We start from the raw sequence: 18,860 nt of genomic DNA, 5'->3' as shown, positions 1-18,860 counted from the left end.
GATGACTCCGATTCTTGTTTTTGACATCGAGACGATTCCCGATGTCGACGGCATTCGCCGTCTGGAAGACCTGCCGGCGACGCTCGACGATGCCGCCGTGGCCGAACATGCGTTCGCCGCACGGCGCGAGAAGACCGGCGGCGATTTCCTGCCGCATCACCTGCAGCGCATTGCGGCGATCTCGTGCGTGTTCCGCGACAACAACGGCTTTCGCGTCCGCTCGCTCGGCACGCCGCAGGACAACGAAGCGACGCTGATCCAGTCGTTTTACCGCGTGATCGAGAAATATACGCCGCAGCTCGTGTCGTGGAACGGCGGCGGCTTCGATCTGCCGGTGCTCCATTACCGCGCGCTCGTGCACGGTATCCCCGCGACCCGCTATTGGGATCTCGGCGAGGACGACCGCGAGTTCAAGTGGAACAACTACATCTCGCGCTATCACTCGCGGCATACCGACCTGATGGACGTGCTCGCGATGTATCAGGCGCGCGCGAACGCGCCGCTCGACGCGCTCGCGAAGATGTGCGGCTTTCCGGGCAAGCTCGGGATGGACGGCAGCCAGGTGTGGCCGGCGTTCCAGGACGGGCGGATCGAGGAAATTCGCAATTATTGCGAGACCGACGTCGTCAATACATACCTGCTGTATTGCCGGTTCCAGCTGATGCGCGGCGGCCTGACGCAGAGCGAGTATGCGGACGAGATCCTGCTCGTGAAGAACGCGCTCGCGCAGGAACCGGCGTCGCACTGGGCCGAATACCTGGCCGGCTTCGCCGCGTAGCGCGGGCGGGCGTCGCGGTGCTACGCGGCCGGCGCGATCAGGCGAGTTCGAGCAGCACCGGCTGGTGGTCCGACGCGCGTACGTCGCCGTCGATCTCGCAGCGCATGACGCGCGGCAGCAGCGTATCGGTCACGAACACGAAGTCGCACGCGAGCGGCCCCTCCGACCATTGCACCGTATCGTAGACGCCGGCCGTCGGCGGCGGCGTGCTGCCGGGATGCCGCGCGACCCATGCGTCGACGAAGTGCGGGGCGTCGGCGATCGGCTCCAGGAAGCGCCGGTACGCATCGCTGCCGAACGCGCTGTTGAAATCACCGCAGACGATCGCGTCGCACGGCTGGCCGGTCGCGCTGAACGGCCCCTCGGCAGTTTCGGCGGGCGCGGGCCGTTCCGCGTGCGCGCAGGCCTCGCGATGCCGGTCGCGCAGTGCGTCGACCTGCGCAAGCCGCTGGCGCGCCGAATAGTATTCGAGGTGCGTGGTGACCACGCGCAGCGGGCCGAACGGCGCGTGCAGCTCGACGTCGAGCGCGATGCGCGGCATCGACGGCGCGCCGGCGTCGGCCGGCCACGGCAGTAACTGGCGCAGCACGCGTCCGACCGGCAGCCGGGTCGCGATCGCATTGCCGAACTGACGGCGCGGCGCGCCGGGTTCGAGGGCCGGCAGGTCCGCGCCGATGGCTTCGATGATCGTATAGCCGGGCAGCAGTGCCGCGAGTTCGACGAACTGGTCGGGGCCGGGCCGGCCGGGCAGTGCGCCGAAGCCGCGCGTGACTTCCTGCAGGCACAGCACGTCGAAATCGCCGAGCCGGCGGATCGTCGCGACGGTGCGCGAAAGGTCGACAACGCCGTTGGCGTCCCGACCCCATTGGATGTTCCAGTCGATCAATTGCATGGTCGAATCTCCTGTCGGGCGGATCTCGGGTTCCCGGCCTCTCCTGACTGGTTCGCATCCCGCCGGCTGCGGGCGTTCCTGAGCTATTCGCGTGGCCGTCCCGGCGCAATGCGGGGCCGTCTATGCTTAAGTGTCGGCGCTTGCCCGATGCGGGCCTTCGTCGTCTACAATCTCGCCTTCTTCAACGTTTGTCAGGAAAAGCTGGTGTCCGAAGCCGTCCCCACTTCTGCGCGCAAATCGAAAAATGCGCCCGTCGCGCCCGGGATCGCCCCGGTTCTCGAGATCGAATCGCTCGACATGGAAGCGCGCGGTGTCGGCCGCACGGTGACCGAGGACGGCGAGCCGGGCAAGGTCATCTTCGTCGAGGGCGCGCTGCCCGGCGAGCGTGTGACCTATTCGAGCTACCGCCGCAAGCCGAGCTATGAGCAGGCGACGGTTGTCGATATTCTGCGCCCGAGCGTGATGCGCACGCAGCCGAAATGCAAGTTCTTCGGCACCTGCGGCGGCTGCTCGATGCAGCATCTCGACATGCGCGCGCAGGTGGCGGTCAAGCAGCGCGTGCTTGAAGACAACCTGTGGCACCTGGCGAAGCTGCGGGCGGAAACGATGTTCGCGCCGATCCACGGCCCGTCGTGGGGTTATCGCTACCGTGCGCGCCTGACCGTGCGCAACGTGGCGAAGAAGGGTGGCGTGCTGGTCGGGTTCCACGAGAAAAAGAGCAGCTACGTTGCCGACATGACGAGCTGCGAAGTGCTGCCGCCGCACGTGTCGGCAATGCTGGTGCCGCTGCGCCGGCTCGTCGAGGGGCTGTCGATCCGCGATCGGATGCCGCAGATCGAGCTCGCGGTCGGCTCGGAGGTCACGGCGCTCGTGCTGCGCGTGCTGGAGCCGATCAACGCGGACGACGAAGCGTTGCTGCGCGCGTTCGCGGACGAGCACAAGGTGCAGTTCTGGCTGCAGCCGAAGGGCCCCGACACGGTGACGCCGTTCTATCCGCTCGACGTGTCGCTCGACTACACGCTGCCGGAGTTCGGCATCCGCATGCCGTTCAAGCCGACCGACTTCACGCAGGTCAACCATCAGATCAACCGCGTGCTGGTGGGCCGCGCGCTGCGCCTGCTCGCGCCGTCGCGCGACGACCGCGTGCTCGACCTGTTCTGCGGGATCGGCAACTTCACGCTGCCGCTCGCGCGCCTGTCGCGCGAGGTGATGGGTATCGAGGGCAGCGACACGCTGACGACGCGCGCGCTTGCGAATGCGCGCGAGAACGGTGTCGACGGCCATACGACGTTCGCATGCCGGAACCTGTTCGAAGTGACGGGCGACGACCTCCGCGCGCTCGGCGCATTCGACAAGTTCCTGATCGATCCGCCGCGCGAAGGCGCGCTCGCGGTGTCGAAGGCGCTGGCCGAGATCGCGCAAAGCGGCGAAGGCCCGCTGCCGAAGCGGATCGTCTACGTGTCGTGCAACCCGTCGACGCTTGCGCGCGACGCGGGCCTGCTCGTGCACGAGGCCGGCTACCGGCTGAAGGGCGCCGGTGTCGTGAACATGTTCCCGAATACGTCGCACGTCGAATCGATCGCGCTGTTCGAGCGCGACTGAGCCGGGCGGCGGACGTAAAAAAACCGGCCCGAGGGCCGGTTTTTTCATGGTGCGTGGCGAACGTCAGTTGCGGTTGCCGCCGAAGATGCCGAGCAGCGCGAGCAGGTTCGTGAACACGTTGTACAGGTCGAGGTAGATCGCGAGCGTCGCCGAGATGTAGTTCGTCTCGCCGCCGTTCACGACGCGCTGGACGTCGAACAGCATGTACGCGGAGAAGATCGCGATCGCGAGCACCGACACGGTGAGCATCAGCGCCGGCAGCTGCAGGAAGATGTTCGCGACCGACGCGAGCAGGATCACGATCACGCCCATGAACAACCACTTGCCGAGGCCCGAGAAATCGCGCTTGCTGACGGTGGCGATCGTCGCCATCGCGGCGAAGATGATGCCGGTGCCGCCGAACGCGAGCATGATCAGCGACGGGCCGTTCGAGAAACCGAGGATGAAGCTCAGCAGCCGCGACAGCATCAGGCCCATGAAGAACGTGAAGCCGAGCAGCACGAACACGCCGGCCGCGCTGTTCTTCGTCCGCTCGATCGCGAACATGAAGCCGAACGCGATCGCGAAGAACGCAAGCAGGCTCATCATCGGGCTCGTGGCCGCGAACAGCGAGAAGCCCGTCGTGACGCCGACCCAGGCGCCCAGCACGGTCGGCACCATCGATAGCGCGAGCAGCCAGTACGTGTTCCGCAGCACGCGGTTGCGAACCTCGGCGGTGCTGACGGAACCGCCGCGACCGAAATTGTACGGATAGTCGTTCATGGTTTCTCCTAACATGGAACGCGTGGGCGTCCGGGGCCGGTTCGGCGCGCGCGGTGTGCGGCGCAGCAAACCGGAGCAGCTATGGCTAAGATACGTTCCGCGCCGCGAGGTTTCAATGGCTGCGCGGCGCAAAACATATGGATTCGGAACCTTTCACGTGTGTAAGGGTTCAATCGCAATGATACACGGGATCGTGCTACAATAGCGGATTCATTTGAACCTGTAACTTCTTAATTTCTTGGAGTTTTTATGGCAATCGAGCGCACCCTGTCGATCATCAAGCCGGATGCGGTGGCAAAGAACGTGATCGGCCAGATCTACAGCCGTTTCGAAGGCGCCGGCCTGAAGATCGTCGCATCGCGCATGGCACACCTGTCGCGTGCTGACGCAGAGAAGTTCTACGCGGTTCACGCAGCGCGTCCGTTCTTCAAGGATCTCGTCGATTTCATGATCTCGGGCCCGGTGATGATCCAGGTTCTGGAAGGTGAAGGCGCGATCCTGAAGAACCGCGACCTGATGGGCGCGACGGATCCGAAGAAGGCGGAAAAGGGCACGATCCGCGCCGACTTCGCCGACAGCATCGACGCGAACGCCGTGCACGGCTCGGACGCAGCTGAAACGGCTGCCGTCGAAGTCGCGTTCTTCTTCCCGGAAATGAACGTTTACTCGCGTTAAGCTCTGGCTGGCAGCAGGTAGGCAGGATTCAGCGCACGCGGCAAGGCAGCACATCATGACGAGCGAAACTTCCGTCAATCTTCTCGACTTCGATGCCGAGGGTCTTGTCGCGTACTGCGGCAGCCTCGGCGAGAAGCCGTTCCGCGCCAAGCAGTTGCAGCGCTGGATCCACCAATACAACGCCGGCGATTTCGACGGCATGACCGATCTCGCGAAGTCCCTGAGGGAGAAACTCAAGGGCCGCGCGTCGATCGTGATGCCGGATATCGCCAGCGATCACGTTTCCACCGACGGCACGCGCAAGTGGCTGATCGACGTCGGAAACGGCAATGCGGTCGAAACCGTGTTCATCCCGGAAGAGACGCGCGGCACGCTGTGCGTGTCGTCGCAGGCCGGGTGCGCGGTCAACTGCCGCTTCTGTTCGACGGGCAAGCAGGGCTTTTCCCGCAACCTGTCGACAGCCGAAATCATTGGCCAGTTGCGGATGGCCGAATTTGCATTGCGAGCGTCGCTGGGCCGCGCGCCCGGCCCGAACGGCAAGGCCGAACGGGTCGTCACCAACGTGGTGATGATGGGCATGGGCGAGCCGCTCCTGAATTACAGCGCGGTCGTGCCCGCGATGCGGCTGATGCTCGACGACAACGCGTACGGCCTGTCGCGCCGCCGCGTCACGCTGTCGACGTCCGGCGTGGTGCCGATGATGGACCGCCTCGGCGCCGAGCTGCCGGTCGCGCTGGCCGTTTCGCTGCACGCGCCGAACGATGCGCTGCGCGACGAGCTGGTGCCGCTCAACAAGAAGTATCCGCTTCGCGAGCTGATGGCCGCGTGCCAGCGCTATCTGAAAGTCGCGCCGCGCGACTTCATTACGTTCGAATACTGCATGCTCGACGGCGTCAACGACACCGAAGCGCATGCGCGCGAACTGCTGGCCGTCACGCGCGACGTGCCGTGCAAGTTCAATCTGATCCCGTTCAATCCGTTCCCGGAATCGGGCCTCATCCGCTCGAAGCCGGAGCAGATCAAGCGCTTTGCACAGGTCCTCATCGACGCGGGTGTCGTCACGACCGTGCGCAAGACGCGCGGTGACGATATCGATGCCGCGTGCGGCCAGCTGGCCGGCGCGGTGAAGGACCGCACGCGCCTCGCGGAACGAACGGGCGCAGCAGCAAAAATCATCGAAGTTCGGGCAGTTTGACGGGGGCGCCTAGCCGGGGATGCCCGAACCTCTTGGCGGTACAACACGCGAATAGCGATCGGTCGCGGCGCCACGGCGCCGCGCATGGTATGAACAGTTGCGGGTGCAGGCCGGCGGGAGCCGGCGGCGGCCGCCAGTGAAGAAGAATCGACGCGAGGACAAGGATGAGTGAGCCGCAGCCGACTAACGGCGCAGAGACGAATGCCGCAAGACCGGCACCGGCGGGACTGGAATCGCTGGCGGCGGTCGGCAGCCGGCTGGCGCAGCTTCGGGAGACAAAGGGCTGGACGGTCGACGACGTATCGGCGCGGCTCAAGGTCGCACCGCAGAAGCTCCGGGCGCTCGAGGCCGGCGACATCAGTCATTTGCCTGGCGTGACGTTCGCGCTCGGTGTCGTGCGCAGCTACGCGAAGATGCTCGGCGTCGATCCGGAACCGTTCGCGCAGGCGCTGCGCCGCGAGCGCGGGGTGCCGGAAGTCGATCTGTCGATGCCCGCATCGTCGGGGACGGATCTGCCGCGCGGCCGCGTGTCGATCCCGCTGGGCGGCTCTTCGCACCACCACCCGTGGCTGTGGGGAACGGCGATCGTCGTCGTCGCGGTGGTTGCCGTACTGATGTGGCACACTGGCGGCGATTCGTCGAGCCTGCTCGCGCGCTTCAAGGGCGGCGACGCGGAACATGCGTCGGCTGCGAGCGCGTCGGCGGCATCGTCGTCTTCCGTCGAAGAGGCGGCCGCGAGCGGCGCGTCGGTCGTAGCAGCCAATGAGGTTCCGGCCCCGGCCGCTGCATCCGCCGCCCCGGCGCAGGCGATTGCGTCTGCTGTCCCGGCGCCCGTGACACCGGTCGCGGCGTCGGCTGCATCGCAACCTGTCGTGGCAGCGACGGCCGCGAGTGCCGCTGCGCCGGCCGAGCCGGCGAGCGTCGTGGTTGCGGCTGGCCAGTCGATGGTCGAACTGAAGGTCAAGCAGGATTGCTGGTTCAGCGTGCGCGACAAGAACGGCAAGGAGCTGTTCTCGGCACTGGTGCGGGCCGGCGAGACGAAGCAGGTCGCCGGCGACGGGCCGTTCAAGGTCACGATCGGCAACAAGGCAGGCCTCGACGCGGTCGCGTTCGACGGAAAACCTGTCGATCCGGCAAAATATTCGGCAGCGCGGGGTAATGTGGCGCGGTTCACGTTGCCCTGACGTCAAGCGCCGTGGCGAAGGCCTGTCGTCGATATCGGCAGGCCGTGAGGACACGGCGCTTTTTCAATTCATGCGCCGCGTTGCGGCGCATTCCGCGTAAATGGATCTATCGATGCAATCCGAAGCTCAATCCCCACGCAGCAGTCAGATTTGTTCAACCGAGCCGGTGTTCGGCGGGCATCAGCCCCGCCGCGTGTCGCATGCGGTGGATGTCCGCTGGGGCGGGCAGCTCGTGACGATCGGCGGCGACGCGCCGGTGCGCGTGCAGTCGATGACGAATACCGACACGGCCGACGCGATCGGCACGGCAATCCAGATCAAGGAGCTCGCGAACGCGGGCTCGGAACTGGTGCGCATCACGGTCAACACGCCCGAGGCCGCGGCTGCCGTGCCGGCGGTCCGCGAGCAGCTCGACCGGATGGGCGTGACCGTACCGCTCGTCGGCGATTTCCACTACAACGGCCACTTGCTGCTGCGCGACTACCCGGGCTGCGCGGAGTCGCTGTCGAAGTACCGGATCAACCCCGGCAACGTCGGTCAGGGCGCGAAGCGCGATACGCAGTTCGCGCAGATGATCGAGGCCGCGGCCAAGTACGACAAGCCGGTGCGGATCGGTGTGAACTGGGGCAGTCTCGACCAGGACCTGCTCGCGCGCATGATGGACGAGAACGGCGCGCGCTCGCAGCCGTGGGACGCGCAAAGCGTGATGTACGAGGCGCTGATCCAGTCGGCGATCGGCTCGGCCGAGCGTGCAGTCGAGCTGGGTCTCGGCCGCGACCGCATCGTGCTGTCGTGCAAGGTCAGCGGCGTGCAGGACCTGATTGCCGTGTACCGCGAACTCGGCCGCCGCTGCGGCTTCGCGTTGCACCTCGGGCTGACCGAGGCCGGCATGGGCTCGAAGGGCATCGTCGCATCGACGGCTGCGCTCGGCGTGCTGCTGCAGGAAGGGATCGGCGACACGATCCGCATCTCGCTGACGCCGGAACCGGGCGCGTCGCGCACGGGCGAGGTGATCGTCGGCCAGGAAATCCTGCAGACGATGGGCCTGCGCTCGTTCGCGCCGATGGTGATCGCGTGCCCGGGCTGCGGCCGTACGACGAGCACGCTGTTCCAGGAACTCGCGATGCAGATCCAGACCTACCTGCGCGAGCAGATGCCGGTCTGGCGCAAGGAGTACCCGGGCGTCGAGAAGATGAACGTCGCGGTGATGGGCTGCATCGTCAACGGCCCGGGCGAATCGAAGCACGCGAACATCGGCATCAGCCTGCCGGGTTCGGGCGAAAACCCGGCCGCGCCCGTCTTCGTCGACGGCGAGAAGGTCAAGACGCTGCGCGGCGAGCGGATCGCCGAGGAATTCCAGCAGATCGTCAGCGACTACGTCGCACGCAACTATGGCCGCGCCGACGCGGCAGTGAACTAATTCGTCAACACACACGATGACTGAACAGAAACGCAAGATCGAGAAGCTCACCGGCGTCAAGGGCATGAACGACATCCTTCCGCAGGATGCCGGCCTGTGGGAATTCTTCGAAGCCACCGTGAAATCGCTGCTGCGCGCATACGGCTACCAGAACATCCGCACGCCGATCGTCGAACACACGCAGCTCTTCACGCGCGGCATCGGCGAAGTTACCGACATCGTCGAGAAGGAGATGTACAGCTTCACCGACGCGCTGAACGGCGAGAACCTGACGATGCGCCCGGAAAACACCGCGGCCGTCGTGCGCGCGTCGATCGAGCACAACATGCTGTACGACGGCCCGAAGCGCCTGTGGTACATCGGCCCGATGTTCCGCCACGAGCGTCCGCAGCGCGGCCGCTACCGCCAGTTCCACCAGGTCGGCGTCGAGGCGCTCGGCTTCGCGGGGCCCGATGCGGATGCCGAGATCATCATGATGTGCCAGCGCCTGTGGGACGACCTCGGCCTGACCGGCATCAAGCTCGAGATCAACTCGCTCGGCCTCGCCGAAGAACGCGCCGCGCACCGCGTCGAGCTGATCAAGTATCTCGAGCAGCACGTCGACGCGCTCGACGCCGAAGCGCAGCGCCGCCTGTATACGAACCCGCTGCGCGTGCTCGACACGAAGAATCCCGCGCTGCAGGAGATCGCGCAGAATGCGCCGAAGCTGATCGACTTCCTCGGCGACGAATCGCGCGCGCACTTCGAGGGGCTGCAGCGCCTGCTGCTCGCGAACAACATTCCGTTCAAGATCAACCCGCGTCTCGTGCGCGGCCTCGACTACTACAACCTGACCGTGTTCGAGTGGGTGACGGACAAGCTCGGCGCGCAGGGCACGGTCGCGGCCGGCGGCCGCTACGATCCGCTGATCGAGCAGCTCGGCGGCAAGCCGACCGCCGCGTGCGGCTGGGCGATGGGCATCGAGCGCATCCTCGAACTGCTGAAGGAAGAGGATCTGGCGCCCGAGCAGGAAGGCGTCGACGTGTACGTCGTGCACCAGGGCGAGACCGCCCGCGAACAGGCGTTCATCGCGGCGGAGCGCCTGCGCGACACGGGCCTCGACGTGATCTTCCACTGCAGCGCCGACGGCGCGCCGGCGAGCTTCAAGTCGCAGATGAAGCGGGCCGATGCAAGCGGCGCGGCATTCGCGGTGATCTTCGGCGAAGAAGAGGTCGCGAACGGCACGGTGGGCGTGAAAGCACTGCGCGGTGCAGGCGAAGACGGGGAAAAGAACGTTCAGCAGACCGTACCGGTCGAAAGCTTGACCGAATTCCTAATCAATGCGATGGTTGCATCCGCCGAAGACGGCGACGACTGATCGCGCTGGCAATCGCTCGACAAGAAAGGCCTGAACAGGAAGGAATCGCTCGCCGATGAGTTATCACGACGAACAAGAATCGATTGAAAGTGTCAAGGCGTGGTGGGCCCGCTGGGGCAACCTGACCACGTGGATCGTGCTCGCGGCGCTCGTCGTCGCGGCCGGTTTCAACGGCTGGAACTACTGGCAGCGCCGTCAGGCTGCCGAGGCGTCCGGGCTGTACGAGCAAGTCCAGAAGGCCGCCGCCGCGAACGACAAGGCGACGATGGCTCGCGCGGCCGCCGACATGGAAGACAAGTTCGGCAGTACGCCGTATGCGCAGATGACGGCGCTCGCGGCCGCGAAGGTGCTGTACGCGGCCGGCGACTCCGCAGGCGCGAAGGCGCAGCTGCAATGGGCCGTCGATCACGCCAAGGACGACGAGTACAAGCAGATCGCGAAGCTGCGTCTCGCATCGCTGCTGCTCGACGAGAAGGCATACGACGCGGGCCTCGCGCTGCTGTCGGGTACGCCGCTCGATGCATTCAAGGGCCTCGTGGCCGATCGCCGCGGCGATCTGCTTGCCGCGCAAGGCAAGACCGACGATGCGCGCGCCGCTTACAAGCTGGCGCTCGACGGCCTGTCGAAGGACGACCAGTCCGCGCGCCAGCTCGTGCAGTTCAAGCTGGACGCGCTCGGCGGCTGAACACCGGTCCCCTCAACCTCTTAACTCTGCTTCGCTAACCGATGAATTTGCTGAAACGTTACGCTGTGCCCGTTGCCTGCGCGGCGGCTGTCCTGGCATTGGCGGCCTGCTCGTCGTCGAAGGATGCGCGCCGCGTGCCGACGCCGCTCACCGAGTTCAAGCCCGTGATGGACGTGCAACAGGTCTGGAAGGCGAGCGTCGGCAAGGGCGGACGCTACCTGTTCTCGCCGGTGGCCGTTGGCGACGCCGTCTATGCGGCGGGCGAAAACGGTTCGGTCGAGAAGATCGACGCGAAGACGGGCCAGACGGTCTGGCGCTCGAAGGTCGATTCGGACCTGTCGGCCGGTGTCGGCAGCGACGGCAACCTGACCGCGGTCGGCGCACTGAAGGGCGGCGTGTTCGTGCTGGGCCCGGACGGCAAGCAACTGTGGAAGACCAGCGTGCAGGGCGAGATCTTCTCGCCGCCGCTCGTCGGCAACGGCCTCGTGGTCGTCCGCACGATCGACGGGCAGGTGATCGCCTTCAACGCGCAGACGGGCGAGCAGAAGTGGAACTACCGCAACCGCGCGGTGCCGCTGAACCTGCGCGTGTCGGCCGGCATGACGTTCGCGGGCGACGCGGCGGTGCTGGCGGGCTTCCCGGGCGGCGGTCTCGTCGCGATCAACCTGCAGACGGGCGAGCCGTTCTGGCAGACGCCCGTGTCGTTTCCGAAGGGCGTGACCGAAGTCGAGCGCATCAACGACGTCAGCGGTCCGCCGACGCTCGTGGGCGCCGAAGCCTGCGCGGTGACGTTCCAGGGTCAGCTCGGCTGCTTCGATGCAAACTCGGGCCGCCCGCTGTGGGAAAAGGCGTTCTCGAGCCGCAGCGGCCTCGCACAGGACGATTCGGTGGTCGCCGGCGGCGACGACTGGTCGGTCGTGACGGCGTACGACGCGGCGTCGGGCAACCAGCTCTGGCGCAACGACAAGCTGAAGAGCCGCGACGTCGGCGTGCCGTACCTGCTCGGGCATGCGCTCGTGATGGGCGACTACCAGGGCGTCGTGCACTTCCTGTCGCGCGAAGACGGCAGCTTCATCGCGCGGATGAAGACCGACGGCAGCGCGATTACGGCTGCACCGGTCCTCGCGGGCAATACGCTCGTCGTGCAGACGAAGGACGGCGGCCTGTACGGATTCCGTCCGCGCTGACGCGCACGAAACATGCGCGGTCGCGGTGCGGCGGGCTTGTCCCGCGCGCCCTGGCCGCGCGACATGAAGGCGGCCGGTGTTCCCGGCCGCTCGGTATTTGACAGGCAGTTCGAGACGAAAGACGACGGCGCGCAACGCGCGCCCGGCGCGCGCATCCGGCGCGGCGCGAATTCGTGATATTTTCATTCAGCGCAGCCGCCCGCAGCAGCGGGCCTCCCGCTGCTGCGCTTCACCGTAGAAAACATAGATGAAACCGGTCATTGCCCTCGTTGGGCGCCCCAATGTGGGGAAATCCACGCTGTTCAACCGGCTCACGCGCTCGCGCGATGCGCTGGTTGCCGACTTGCCGGGCCTGACGCGCGATCGCCATTACGGCGAAGGGCGCGTCGGCGAGCGGCCGTACCTGGTCGTCGATACGGGCGGCTTCGAACCCGTCGCGAAGGACGGCATCCTGCACGAGATGGCGCGCCAGACGCGGCAGGCGGTTGAAGAGGCCGACGTCGTCGTGTTCATCGTCGACGGCCGCAACGGGCTCGCGCCGCAGGACAAGTCGATCGCCGACTACCTGCGCAAGACCGGCCGGCCGATCTTTCTCGTCGTCAACAAGGCCGAGGGGATGAAGTATACGGCGGTCGCGACAGACTTCTACGAGCTCGGGCTCGGCGACCCGCGCGCGATCTCGGCCGCGCACGGCGACGGCGTGACCGACATGATCAACGAGGCGCTGGAAGTCGCATACAGGGACCAGCCCGAAGAGGAAGACGAGAACGACCCGTCGCGCGGCATCAAGATCGCGATCGTCGGCCGGCCGAACGTCGGCAAGTCGACGCTCGTGAACGCGCTGATCGGCGAGGACCGCGTGATCGCGTTCGACATGCCGGGCACCACGCGCGATTCGATCTACGTCGACTTCGAGCGCAACGGCAAGAAATACACGCTGATCGACACGGCCGGCCTGCGGCGCCGCGGCAAGGTGTTCGAAGCGATCGAAAAGTTCTCGGTCGTGAAGACGCTGCAGTCGATTTCCGACGCTAATGTCGTCATTCTTCTGCTGGATGCGCAGCAGGACATTTCCGACCAGGACGCGCACATCGCCGGCTTCGTCGTCGAGCAGGGCCGCGCGCTCGTGATCGGCGTCAACAAGTGGGACGGGCTCGACGAGCACGCACGCGATCGCGCGAAAGCGGATTTGACCCGTAAGCTGAAATTCCTCGACTTCGCGAAATCGCACTTCATTTCGGCCGCGAAGAAGACGGGCATCGGCACGCTGATGCGCTCGGTCGACGACGCGTACGCGGCGGCGATGGCGAAGCTGCCGACGCCGAAGCTCACGCGCGCGCTGATCGAGGCCGTCGAGTTCCAGCAGCCGCGTCGTCGCGGCCCGGTGCGTCCGAAGCTGCGCTACGCGCACCAGGGCGGCCAGAATCCGCCGATCATCGTGATCCACGGCAACGCGCTCGACGCCGTGACGGAAACGTACAAGCGCTACCTGGAAAACCGGTTCCGCGAAACTTTCTCGCTGACCGGGACTCCATTGCGCATAGAGTTCCGTTCGTCGAACAATCCGTACGCGGACAAGGGCTGAAGCACGCCTGTTACACGCGTCCCGCAAGGGATAGGCCGCAAGGCCTATGCCACGGGCGGGGCAGGCAAAATCGGCTATAGTGTAGCGATTGGCGCCGGATCTCTTTTTCTTCCCCGCCAATCCAGATCAACCTGCAAAAAAAGATGGAGTACGCCATGAGCAACAAAGGGCAATTGTTACAAGACCCGTTTTTGAACGCACTGCGCAAAGAGCACGTTCCCGTTTCGATCTACCTCGTCAACGGCATCAAGCTCCAAGGGAACATTGAATCGTTCGACCAGTACGTCGTGTTGCTCCGTAATACGGTGACCCAGATGGTCTACAAGCACGCCATCTCGACGGTCGTGCCGGCGCGCCCGGTGAATTTCCACCCGGACGCGGAAGCTTCGTCCTAACCTATCGCAGCGGCCGGCATCCGGTCGCCGCGAGCGACCGATGCCAGCCGCCTTATCTTGACACCCGATAATTTGATCAACGCAGCGCTCGTCGGCATCGATTTCGGCAAGACCGATTTCGAAGCCAGTCTCGAAGAACTCAGTCTTCTCGCCTCCAGCGCGGGGGCCCGTCCCGCCGTCACCCTCACAGGTCGTCGCGCCAGTCCCGATGCCGCGATGTTCATCGGCAGCGGCAAAGCCGAAGAACTGCGGCTTGCCTGCGACACGCACAACGTCGAAATCGTCATCTTCAACCACGCACTGGCGCCGGCCCAGCAACGTAATCTGGAGCGGGCACTTAACAGGCGGGTCGTCGATCGCACGAGCCTCATCCTCGATATCTTCGCGCAGCGCGCCCGCAGCCATGAAGGCAAGCTGCAGGTCGAGCTCGCGCAGCTTCAATACCTGTCGACGCGGCTGATTCGCGCCTGGACCCACCTCGAACGGCAAAAGGGTGGTATCGGCCTGCGCGGCCCCGGCGAAACCCAGCTCGAAACCGACCGCCGGCTGATCGGCGAGCGCATCAAGATGCTGAAGTCGCGGCTCGACCGGCTGCGCCGGCAACACAGCACGCAACGCCGGCAGCGCGCGCGCAGCGGCACGATGTCGGTGTCGCTGGTCGGCTATACGAACGCGGGCAAGTCGACGCTGTTCAATGCGCTGACGAAAGCGCAGGCCTACGCGGCCGACCAGCTGTTCGCCACGCTCGATACGACGTCGCGGCGCGTGTACCTCGGCGACGAGGTCGGCCAGATCGTCGTGTCGGATACGGTCGGGTTCATCCGCGAGCTGCCTCACCAGCTCGTCGCGGCGTTTCGCGCGACCCTCGAGGAAACGATCCACGCGGATCTGCTGCTGCACGTGGTCGATGCATCGAGTGCGGTCAGGCTCGAGCAGATCGAGCAGGTTAACGGCGTGCTGCACGAGATCGGCGCGGACACGATCCGGCAGGTGCTGGTGTTCAACAAGATCGACGCCGTGCCCGAGCTGGCGGCCCGCGGCGACGCGGTCGAGCGGGACGAGTATGGTAATATTTCGCGCGTCTTTTTGAGCGCACGCACCGGTCAGGGTCTTGACGCGTTGCGTGCCGCCATCGCAGAGATTGCCTCCGCGGAACACCTTCCCAGCGCGATGTTACCCAACGGCGCACTCGACGGCGCGTCCGCTGAATCACACGAAGACCGCACGATTTCCGAACACGGGCGCTAACCGGTCCCGGCCGGTTCGCCGGCGTCTAATCTGGTGAACAAACTCTGGTGAACGAATACAACGAGCGGAGTACCTGGCGGCGGATGCGCGCCTTGCTGTCGATCAACGATCCCCGCTGGGGACGCGGCGAAGGCAATGGCAAAGACGGATCCCGTCCCCGTGCGAACGAATCGAAGCGTCCGCAAGGCGGCGACGGCGAAGGTCCGCCCGATCTCGACGAGATGTGGCGCAACTTCAACCGCCGCCTGAGCGGCCTCTTCGGAGGCAAAGGCGGCAACGGCTTCCGTCCCGACAACGGACGGGCTGCGCGGGTCGGCGTCGGCATCGTGATCGGCGTGCTGGTCGCGGTCTACGCGGGCAGCGGGCTGTTCGTCGTGCAGGACGGCCAGACGGGCGTCGTACTGCAGCTCGGCAAGCTGTCGGGCACGGTCGGCCAGGGCGTGCACTGGCGCGCGCCGTATCCGTTCGCGTCGCACGAGATCGTCGATACGTCGCAGGTCCGATCGATCGAGATCGGCCGCAACAACGTCGTGCGTCTCGCGAACGTGAAGGAAGCGGCAATGCTGACGCGCGATGCCGACATCGTCGACGTGCGCTTCATCGTCCAGTACCGGATTCGTTCGGCAACCGATTACCTGTTCCGCAGCGTCGATCCCGAGCGCAGCGTGTCGCAGGCCGCGCAGGCCGCGGTGCGTGCGATCGTCGGTACGCGCAGCGCGGCCGACGTGCTGAACCAGGATCGCGACGCGCTGCGCGGGCAGCTTTCCGCCGCGATTCAGCGCGATCTCGACCGCTACCAGTCGGGGCTCGAGGTGACGGCCGTCACGATGCAGAGCGTCGCGGCGCCGGAGCAGACGCAGGCCGCCTACGGTGAAGTCGCGAAGGCGCGCGACGAGCGCGAGGCCGCGAAGCGCGCCGCGCAGGCATACGCAAACGACCTGCTGCCGAAGGCGCAGGGCGATGCCGCGAAGCTCGTCGACGAAGCGAAGGCGTATTCCGATCGCGTGGTCACGGAAGCCGAAGGCGATGCCGATCGGTTCAAGCAGGTCTACGCGCAGTACTCGAAGGCGCCGGCGGTGATCCGCGAGCGGATGTACCTCGATACGATGCAGGAAATCTATTCGAACGCGACGAAGGTGTTCGTCGGCAACAAGGGCGGCAACAGCGTCGTGTATCTGCCGCTCGACAAGCTCGTCGAGCAGGGGCGGCAAAACGCCGCGACGTCCACCGGCGCAACCGCGCCCGATGCGGCGTCCGCACCGGCGGCTGTCGCGCCGTCGGCAGCCGTACCCGCGAGCGCGGCACCGGCCGCCGCGGCGTCGGGCACCGACGTGCTGCGATCATCGCGCGAAGCGTTCCGCAGCCGGTCGCGTGAAGACGATCTGAAGTAACGGGAGCGCAGAACATGAACCGAATCATTGCGCTCGTCGTCGCAATCGTGATCGTTGCCTTCGCGGCCTCCTCGACGGTCCTGACCGTCGATCCGCGCCATACGGCCGTGCTGTCGGGCCGCGACGGCGCGCAGCCCGAACTCGCCGGCCCCGGTATCCATTTCAAGCTGCCGCCGCCACTGCAGACGGCCACGCTGATCGACACGCGCCTGCAATCGCTCGAGTCGTCCGATCCGCTGCAACTGGCAACGGAAGACAAGCACGACCTGCTCGTCGCGTATGCGGTGAAGTACCGGATCAGCGATCCGCTGAAATATTTCACGGCGACGGGCGGCGATCCGGCGGCGGCTACCGAACGCCTGGCCGGTGTGCTGAAGAGCGCGCTCGGCGACGCGTTCGGCAAGCGTGCGCTCGACGATGCCCTCGGCGGCCAGCGCGCGATCGCCGACGCGGCCCGCGACGCGGCGAAGGCGAAAGCGTCCGGTTTCGGCGTCGACGTGGTCGACGTCCAGTTGACGCGCGTCGACTTGCCGGCTGCGCAGACGGATGCCGTCTATCAGCGGATGATCGGCGCGCTGCGCGATCAGGCGGCACAGGTGCGTGCGGAAGGCGCGTCCGACGTCGAGCAGATCAAGGCCGACGCCGAACGCGAACAGCAGGCCGTGCTCGCGAACGCGTACAAATCCGCGCAGACGATCAAGGGCGAGGGCGACGCGAAGGCCGCGACGATTGCCGCCGACGCGTTCGGCCGCGATCCGCAGTTCTATCAGTTCTACGCGAGCCTGCAGGCCTACCGGAAGACGTTCAAGCGCAACGACATCATCGTCGTCGATCCCGACAGCGAGTTCTTCCGCTTCATGCGCAGCCCGACGGGCGGTGCCGCACCGTCGGCGCCTGCTCCCCGCAAACACTGACCTTGGGGCGCCGCGTCGAGCGGCGCCGTCGCTCGCATGGACCTGGCTGGCTCGTTGTTGCTCGCAGTAGCGCTGATGCTGATCATCGAGGGAGCGTTTCCCTTCGTGTTTCCCGTCGCCTGGCGCGACACGTTTCGTAGAATAGCTGAGCGGCCGCCGCATCATATCCGGATCGGCGGGCTGATCGTGATGGTGCTCGGGCTCGTACTGCTGCTGCTCGCCACTTGATCCGGACGGCGCATCCGCCGTTCGTCCCGCCCGATTCCGAATTTTCGATTCATATTGCGGCGCGCGTGTCGCGCGCTGTTTCCCGTCGTAGGACCGTACCGATGTCGACCTGGTTACTTCCCGAGAATATCGCCGACGTACTGCCGTCGGAAGCGCGCAAGATCGAGGAGCTGCGCCGCAGGCTGCTCGACCGTTTCCGTTCGTACGGCTACGAAATGGTGATGCCGCCGCTGCTCGAGTATCTCGAGTCGCTGCTGACGAGCGGCGGCGCCGATCTGCGCCTGCGCACCTTCAAGCTGGTCGACCAGCTGTCGGGTCGCACGCTCGGCCTGCGCGCAGACATCACGCCGCAGGTCGCGCGGATCGACGCGCACCTGTTGAACCGTCAGGGCGTGACGCGCCTCTGCTATGCGGGCCACGTGATGCATACGCGTCCGCGCGGCCTGCACGCGACGCGCGAGCAGATCCAGATCGGTGCCGAAATCTACGGGCACGCCGGGCTGGAAGCCGATCTCGAGATCCAGCAACTGATGCTCGACGCACTGCATCTCGCGGGCCTGTCGCGCATCCGTCTCGACCTCGGCCATGCGGGCGTGCTCGCGGCGCTGCTGGCGCGCGATGCACAGGCCGCCGAGCGCGGCGAGTCGCTGTACGACGCGCTGTCGGGCAAGGACGTGCCGCTGCTGAACGAACTCACCGACGATCTCGGTGCCGATACGCGCGCAGCGCTGCGCGCGCTGCCGAGCCTTTACGGCGACGCGAGCGTGCTCGCCGAGGCGCGTGCACGGCTGCCGGTGCTGCCCGAAATCACGCGGGCGCTCGACGATCTGGCGCAGCTCGCCGCGCAGGCGAAGGGCGCCGAAGTGGCGATCGATCTCGCCGACCTGCGCGGCTACGCGTACCACAGCGGCGCGATGTTCAGCGCGTACATCGACGGCGTGCCGAACGCGATCGCACGCGGCGGCCGCTACGACCACGTGGGTCAGGCATATGGCCGTGCCCGTCCGGCCACGGGCTTCTCGCTCGACCTGCGCGAGCTCGCGCGGATTTCGCCGGTCGAGGCGCGCGGCACCGCGATTCTCGCGCCGTGGGCGCAGGACGACGCGCTGGGCGCGGCCGTCGCGGCGCTGCGCGATGCGGGCGAGGTCGTGATCCAGGCACTGCCGGGCCACGACCACGTGCTCGACGAGTTCGCATGCGACCGTTCGCTCGTCGAGCGCAACGGCGCATGGGTGGTCGAACCCCGATAAACAGGCGTTCGCGGGCCGTGCTTCGGCGTGCATATCGTTGAAGCGAAACGGAAAAATTCGGAAACGCCCGCGAACATAGGTAGAATACGTTTTTAACCAGCTAACGAATCAA

General features: G+C 66.1%; 18 protein-coding genes. 16 read left to right on the top strand and 2 right to left on the bottom strand.

All coding sequences use genetic code 11. The features are described 5' to 3' along the window. The first annotated feature begins 1 nt into the window (after position 1). Positions 2 to 778, top strand: a complete 777-nt coding sequence (locus tag MRS60_RS09780; protein ID WP_034181277.1) for a 3'-5' exonuclease — start codon at positions 2 to 4, stop codon at positions 776 to 778. A 37-nt stretch (positions 779 to 815) separates the two neighbouring features. Here the strand turns inward: MRS60_RS09780 and MRS60_RS09775 are convergent, their stop codons facing one another. After that, positions 816 to 1,670, bottom strand: a complete 855-nt coding sequence (locus MRS60_RS09775) for an endonuclease/exonuclease/phosphatase family protein (protein WP_243564619.1) — start codon at positions 1,668 to 1,670, stop codon at positions 816 to 818. Between the two features lie 147 nt (positions 1,671 to 1,817). Between MRS60_RS09775 and rlmD the strand changes: the two genes are divergently transcribed. Beyond that, positions 1,818 to 3,272: a 23S rRNA (uracil(1939)-C(5))-methyltransferase RlmD gene (gene rlmD, locus MRS60_RS09770; RefSeq protein ID WP_432207821.1), complete on the top strand. Its 1,455-nt coding sequence runs from the start codon at positions 1,818 to 1,820 to the stop codon at positions 3,270 to 3,272. Between the two features lie 63 nt (positions 3,273 to 3,335). Here rlmD and MRS60_RS09765 read toward each other — a convergent pair whose 3' ends face one another. Then, complete coding sequence (locus MRS60_RS09765; RefSeq protein ID WP_034181280.1) at positions 3,336 to 4,034, bottom strand: Bax inhibitor-1/YccA family protein; 699 nt, start codon at positions 4,032 to 4,034, stop codon at positions 3,336 to 3,338. Between the two features lie 249 nt (positions 4,035 to 4,283). Here MRS60_RS09765 and ndk point away from each other — a divergent pair, with 249 nt between their 5' ends. The 14 genes from ndk (at position 4,284) to MRS60_RS09695 (ending at position 18,748) form a co-directional block, all read left to right on the top strand. Continuing rightward, positions 4,284 to 4,709: a nucleoside-diphosphate kinase gene (gene ndk, locus MRS60_RS09760; RefSeq protein ID WP_011352265.1), complete on the top strand. Its 426-nt coding sequence runs from the start codon at positions 4,284 to 4,286 to the stop codon at positions 4,707 to 4,709. Positions 4,710 to 4,764: 55 nt separating this feature from the next. Further along, positions 4,765 to 5,904 carry a 23S rRNA (adenine(2503)-C(2))-methyltransferase RlmN gene (gene rlmN / locus MRS60_RS09755; protein WP_034181281.1) on the top strand — a complete coding sequence of 380 codons (1,140 nt, stop codon included), beginning with the start codon at positions 4,765 to 4,767 and terminating at the stop codon, positions 5,902 to 5,904. A 164-nt stretch (positions 5,905 to 6,068) separates the two neighbouring features. After that, a complete protein-coding gene (locus MRS60_RS09750; RefSeq protein WP_105392272.1) occupies positions 6,069 to 7,088 on the top strand; it encodes a helix-turn-helix domain-containing protein in 1,020 nt (339 codons plus the stop codon). A 112-nt stretch (positions 7,089 to 7,200) separates the two neighbouring features. Next, the gene (gene ispG, locus MRS60_RS09745; RefSeq protein ID WP_034181398.1) at positions 7,201 to 8,508 is read left to right on the top strand and encodes a flavodoxin-dependent (E)-4-hydroxy-3-methylbut-2-enyl-diphosphate synthase; all 1,308 of its coding nucleotides are present in this window, start codon (positions 7,201 to 7,203) and stop codon (positions 8,506 to 8,508) included. Positions 8,509 to 8,524: 16 nt separating this feature from the next. Continuing rightward, the gene (hisS, locus tag MRS60_RS09740; RefSeq protein WP_034181283.1) at positions 8,525 to 9,865 is read left to right on the top strand and encodes a histidine--tRNA ligase; all 1,341 of its coding nucleotides are present in this window, start codon (positions 8,525 to 8,527) and stop codon (positions 9,863 to 9,865) included. 55 nt (positions 9,866 to 9,920) lie between these two features. Beyond that, complete coding sequence (locus MRS60_RS09735; RefSeq protein WP_034181284.1) at positions 9,921 to 10,550, top strand: tetratricopeptide repeat protein; 630 nt, start codon at positions 9,921 to 9,923, stop codon at positions 10,548 to 10,550. A gap of 41 nt (positions 10,551 to 10,591) precedes the next feature. Further along, the gene (bamB, locus tag MRS60_RS09730) at positions 10,592 to 11,737 is read left to right on the top strand and encodes an outer membrane protein assembly factor BamB (RefSeq protein ID WP_034181285.1); all 1,146 of its coding nucleotides are present in this window, start codon (positions 10,592 to 10,594) and stop codon (positions 11,735 to 11,737) included. 247 nt (positions 11,738 to 11,984) lie between these two features. Continuing rightward, complete coding sequence (gene der / locus MRS60_RS09725) at positions 11,985 to 13,322, top strand: ribosome biogenesis GTPase Der (protein ID WP_051983718.1); 1,338 nt, start codon at positions 11,985 to 11,987, stop codon at positions 13,320 to 13,322. Between the two features lie 155 nt (positions 13,323 to 13,477). Next, complete coding sequence (gene hfq, locus MRS60_RS09720; protein WP_006399927.1) at positions 13,478 to 13,717, top strand: RNA chaperone Hfq; 240 nt, start codon at positions 13,478 to 13,480, stop codon at positions 13,715 to 13,717. A gap of 72 nt (positions 13,718 to 13,789) precedes the next feature. Then, on the top strand, positions 13,790 to 14,965 hold the full coding sequence (gene hflX, locus MRS60_RS09715) for a GTPase HflX (RefSeq protein WP_175750325.1): 1,176 nt from the start codon (positions 13,790 to 13,792) through the stop codon (positions 14,963 to 14,965). A gap of 47 nt (positions 14,966 to 15,012) precedes the next feature. After that, positions 15,013 to 16,356, top strand: coding sequence for an FtsH protease activity modulator HflK (gene hflK, locus MRS60_RS09710; RefSeq protein WP_034181288.1), 1,344 nt, complete (start codon positions 15,013 to 15,015; stop codon positions 16,354 to 16,356). 14 nt (positions 16,357 to 16,370) lie between these two features. Continuing rightward, positions 16,371 to 17,270, top strand: coding sequence for a protease modulator HflC (gene hflC / locus MRS60_RS09705; RefSeq protein ID WP_034181289.1), 900 nt, complete (start codon positions 16,371 to 16,373; stop codon positions 17,268 to 17,270). 36 nt (positions 17,271 to 17,306) lie between these two features. After that, positions 17,307 to 17,498, top strand: a complete 192-nt coding sequence (locus MRS60_RS09700; RefSeq protein WP_006478685.1) for a DUF2065 domain-containing protein — start codon at positions 17,307 to 17,309, stop codon at positions 17,496 to 17,498. A 101-nt stretch (positions 17,499 to 17,599) separates the two neighbouring features. After that, a complete protein-coding gene (locus MRS60_RS09695) occupies positions 17,600 to 18,748 on the top strand; it encodes an ATP phosphoribosyltransferase regulatory subunit (RefSeq protein WP_034181290.1) in 1,149 nt (382 codons plus the stop codon). The last annotated feature ends 112 nt before the right edge of the window (positions 18,749 to 18,860 follow it).

The sequence above is a fragment of the Burkholderia pyrrocinia genome (assembly GCF_022809715.1).
In the GTDB taxonomy this organism is placed as follows: domain Bacteria; phylum Pseudomonadota; class Gammaproteobacteria; order Burkholderiales; family Burkholderiaceae; genus Burkholderia; species Burkholderia pyrrocinia_C.
Note: the sequence above shows the minus strand (reverse complement) of the source record. Positions and strands in the feature narration are given on the sequence as shown.

Bases quoted from the DNA above. Each gene is read 5' to 3' on its own strand.
- MRS60_RS09780 (WP_034181277.1), top strand. From the start codon at position 2: ATGACTCCGATTCTTGTTTTTGACATCGAGACGATTCCCGATGTCGAC.
- MRS60_RS09775 (WP_243564619.1), bottom strand. From the start codon at position 1,670: ATGCAATTGATCGACTGGAACATCCAATGGGGTCGGGACGCCAACGGC.
- rlmD (WP_432207821.1), top strand. From the start codon at position 1,818: ATGCGGGCCTTCGTCGTCTACAATCTCGCCTTCTTCAACGTTTGTCAG.
- MRS60_RS09765 (WP_034181280.1), bottom strand. From the start codon at position 4,034: ATGAACGACTATCCGTACAATTTCGGTCGCGGCGGTTCCGTCAGCACC.
- ndk (WP_011352265.1), top strand. From the start codon at position 4,284: ATGGCAATCGAGCGCACCCTGTCGATCATCAAGCCGGATGCGGTGGCA.
- rlmN (WP_034181281.1), top strand. From the start codon at position 4,765: ATGACGAGCGAAACTTCCGTCAATCTTCTCGACTTCGATGCCGAGGGT.
- MRS60_RS09750 (WP_105392272.1), top strand. From the start codon at position 6,069: ATGAGTGAGCCGCAGCCGACTAACGGCGCAGAGACGAATGCCGCAAGA.
- ispG (WP_034181398.1), top strand. From the start codon at position 7,201: ATGCAATCCGAAGCTCAATCCCCACGCAGCAGTCAGATTTGTTCAACC.
- hisS (WP_034181283.1), top strand. From the start codon at position 8,525: ATGACTGAACAGAAACGCAAGATCGAGAAGCTCACCGGCGTCAAGGGC.
- MRS60_RS09735 (WP_034181284.1), top strand. From the start codon at position 9,921: ATGAGTTATCACGACGAACAAGAATCGATTGAAAGTGTCAAGGCGTGG.
- bamB (WP_034181285.1), top strand. From the start codon at position 10,592: ATGAATTTGCTGAAACGTTACGCTGTGCCCGTTGCCTGCGCGGCGGCT.
- der (WP_051983718.1), top strand. From the start codon at position 11,985: ATGAAACCGGTCATTGCCCTCGTTGGGCGCCCCAATGTGGGGAAATCC.
- hfq (WP_006399927.1), top strand. From the start codon at position 13,478: ATGAGCAACAAAGGGCAATTGTTACAAGACCCGTTTTTGAACGCACTG.
- hflC (WP_034181289.1), top strand. From the start codon at position 16,371: ATGAACCGAATCATTGCGCTCGTCGTCGCAATCGTGATCGTTGCCTTC.
- MRS60_RS09700 (WP_006478685.1), top strand. From the start codon at position 17,307: ATGGACCTGGCTGGCTCGTTGTTGCTCGCAGTAGCGCTGATGCTGATC.
- MRS60_RS09695 (WP_034181290.1), top strand. From the start codon at position 17,600: ATGTCGACCTGGTTACTTCCCGAGAATATCGCCGACGTACTGCCGTCG.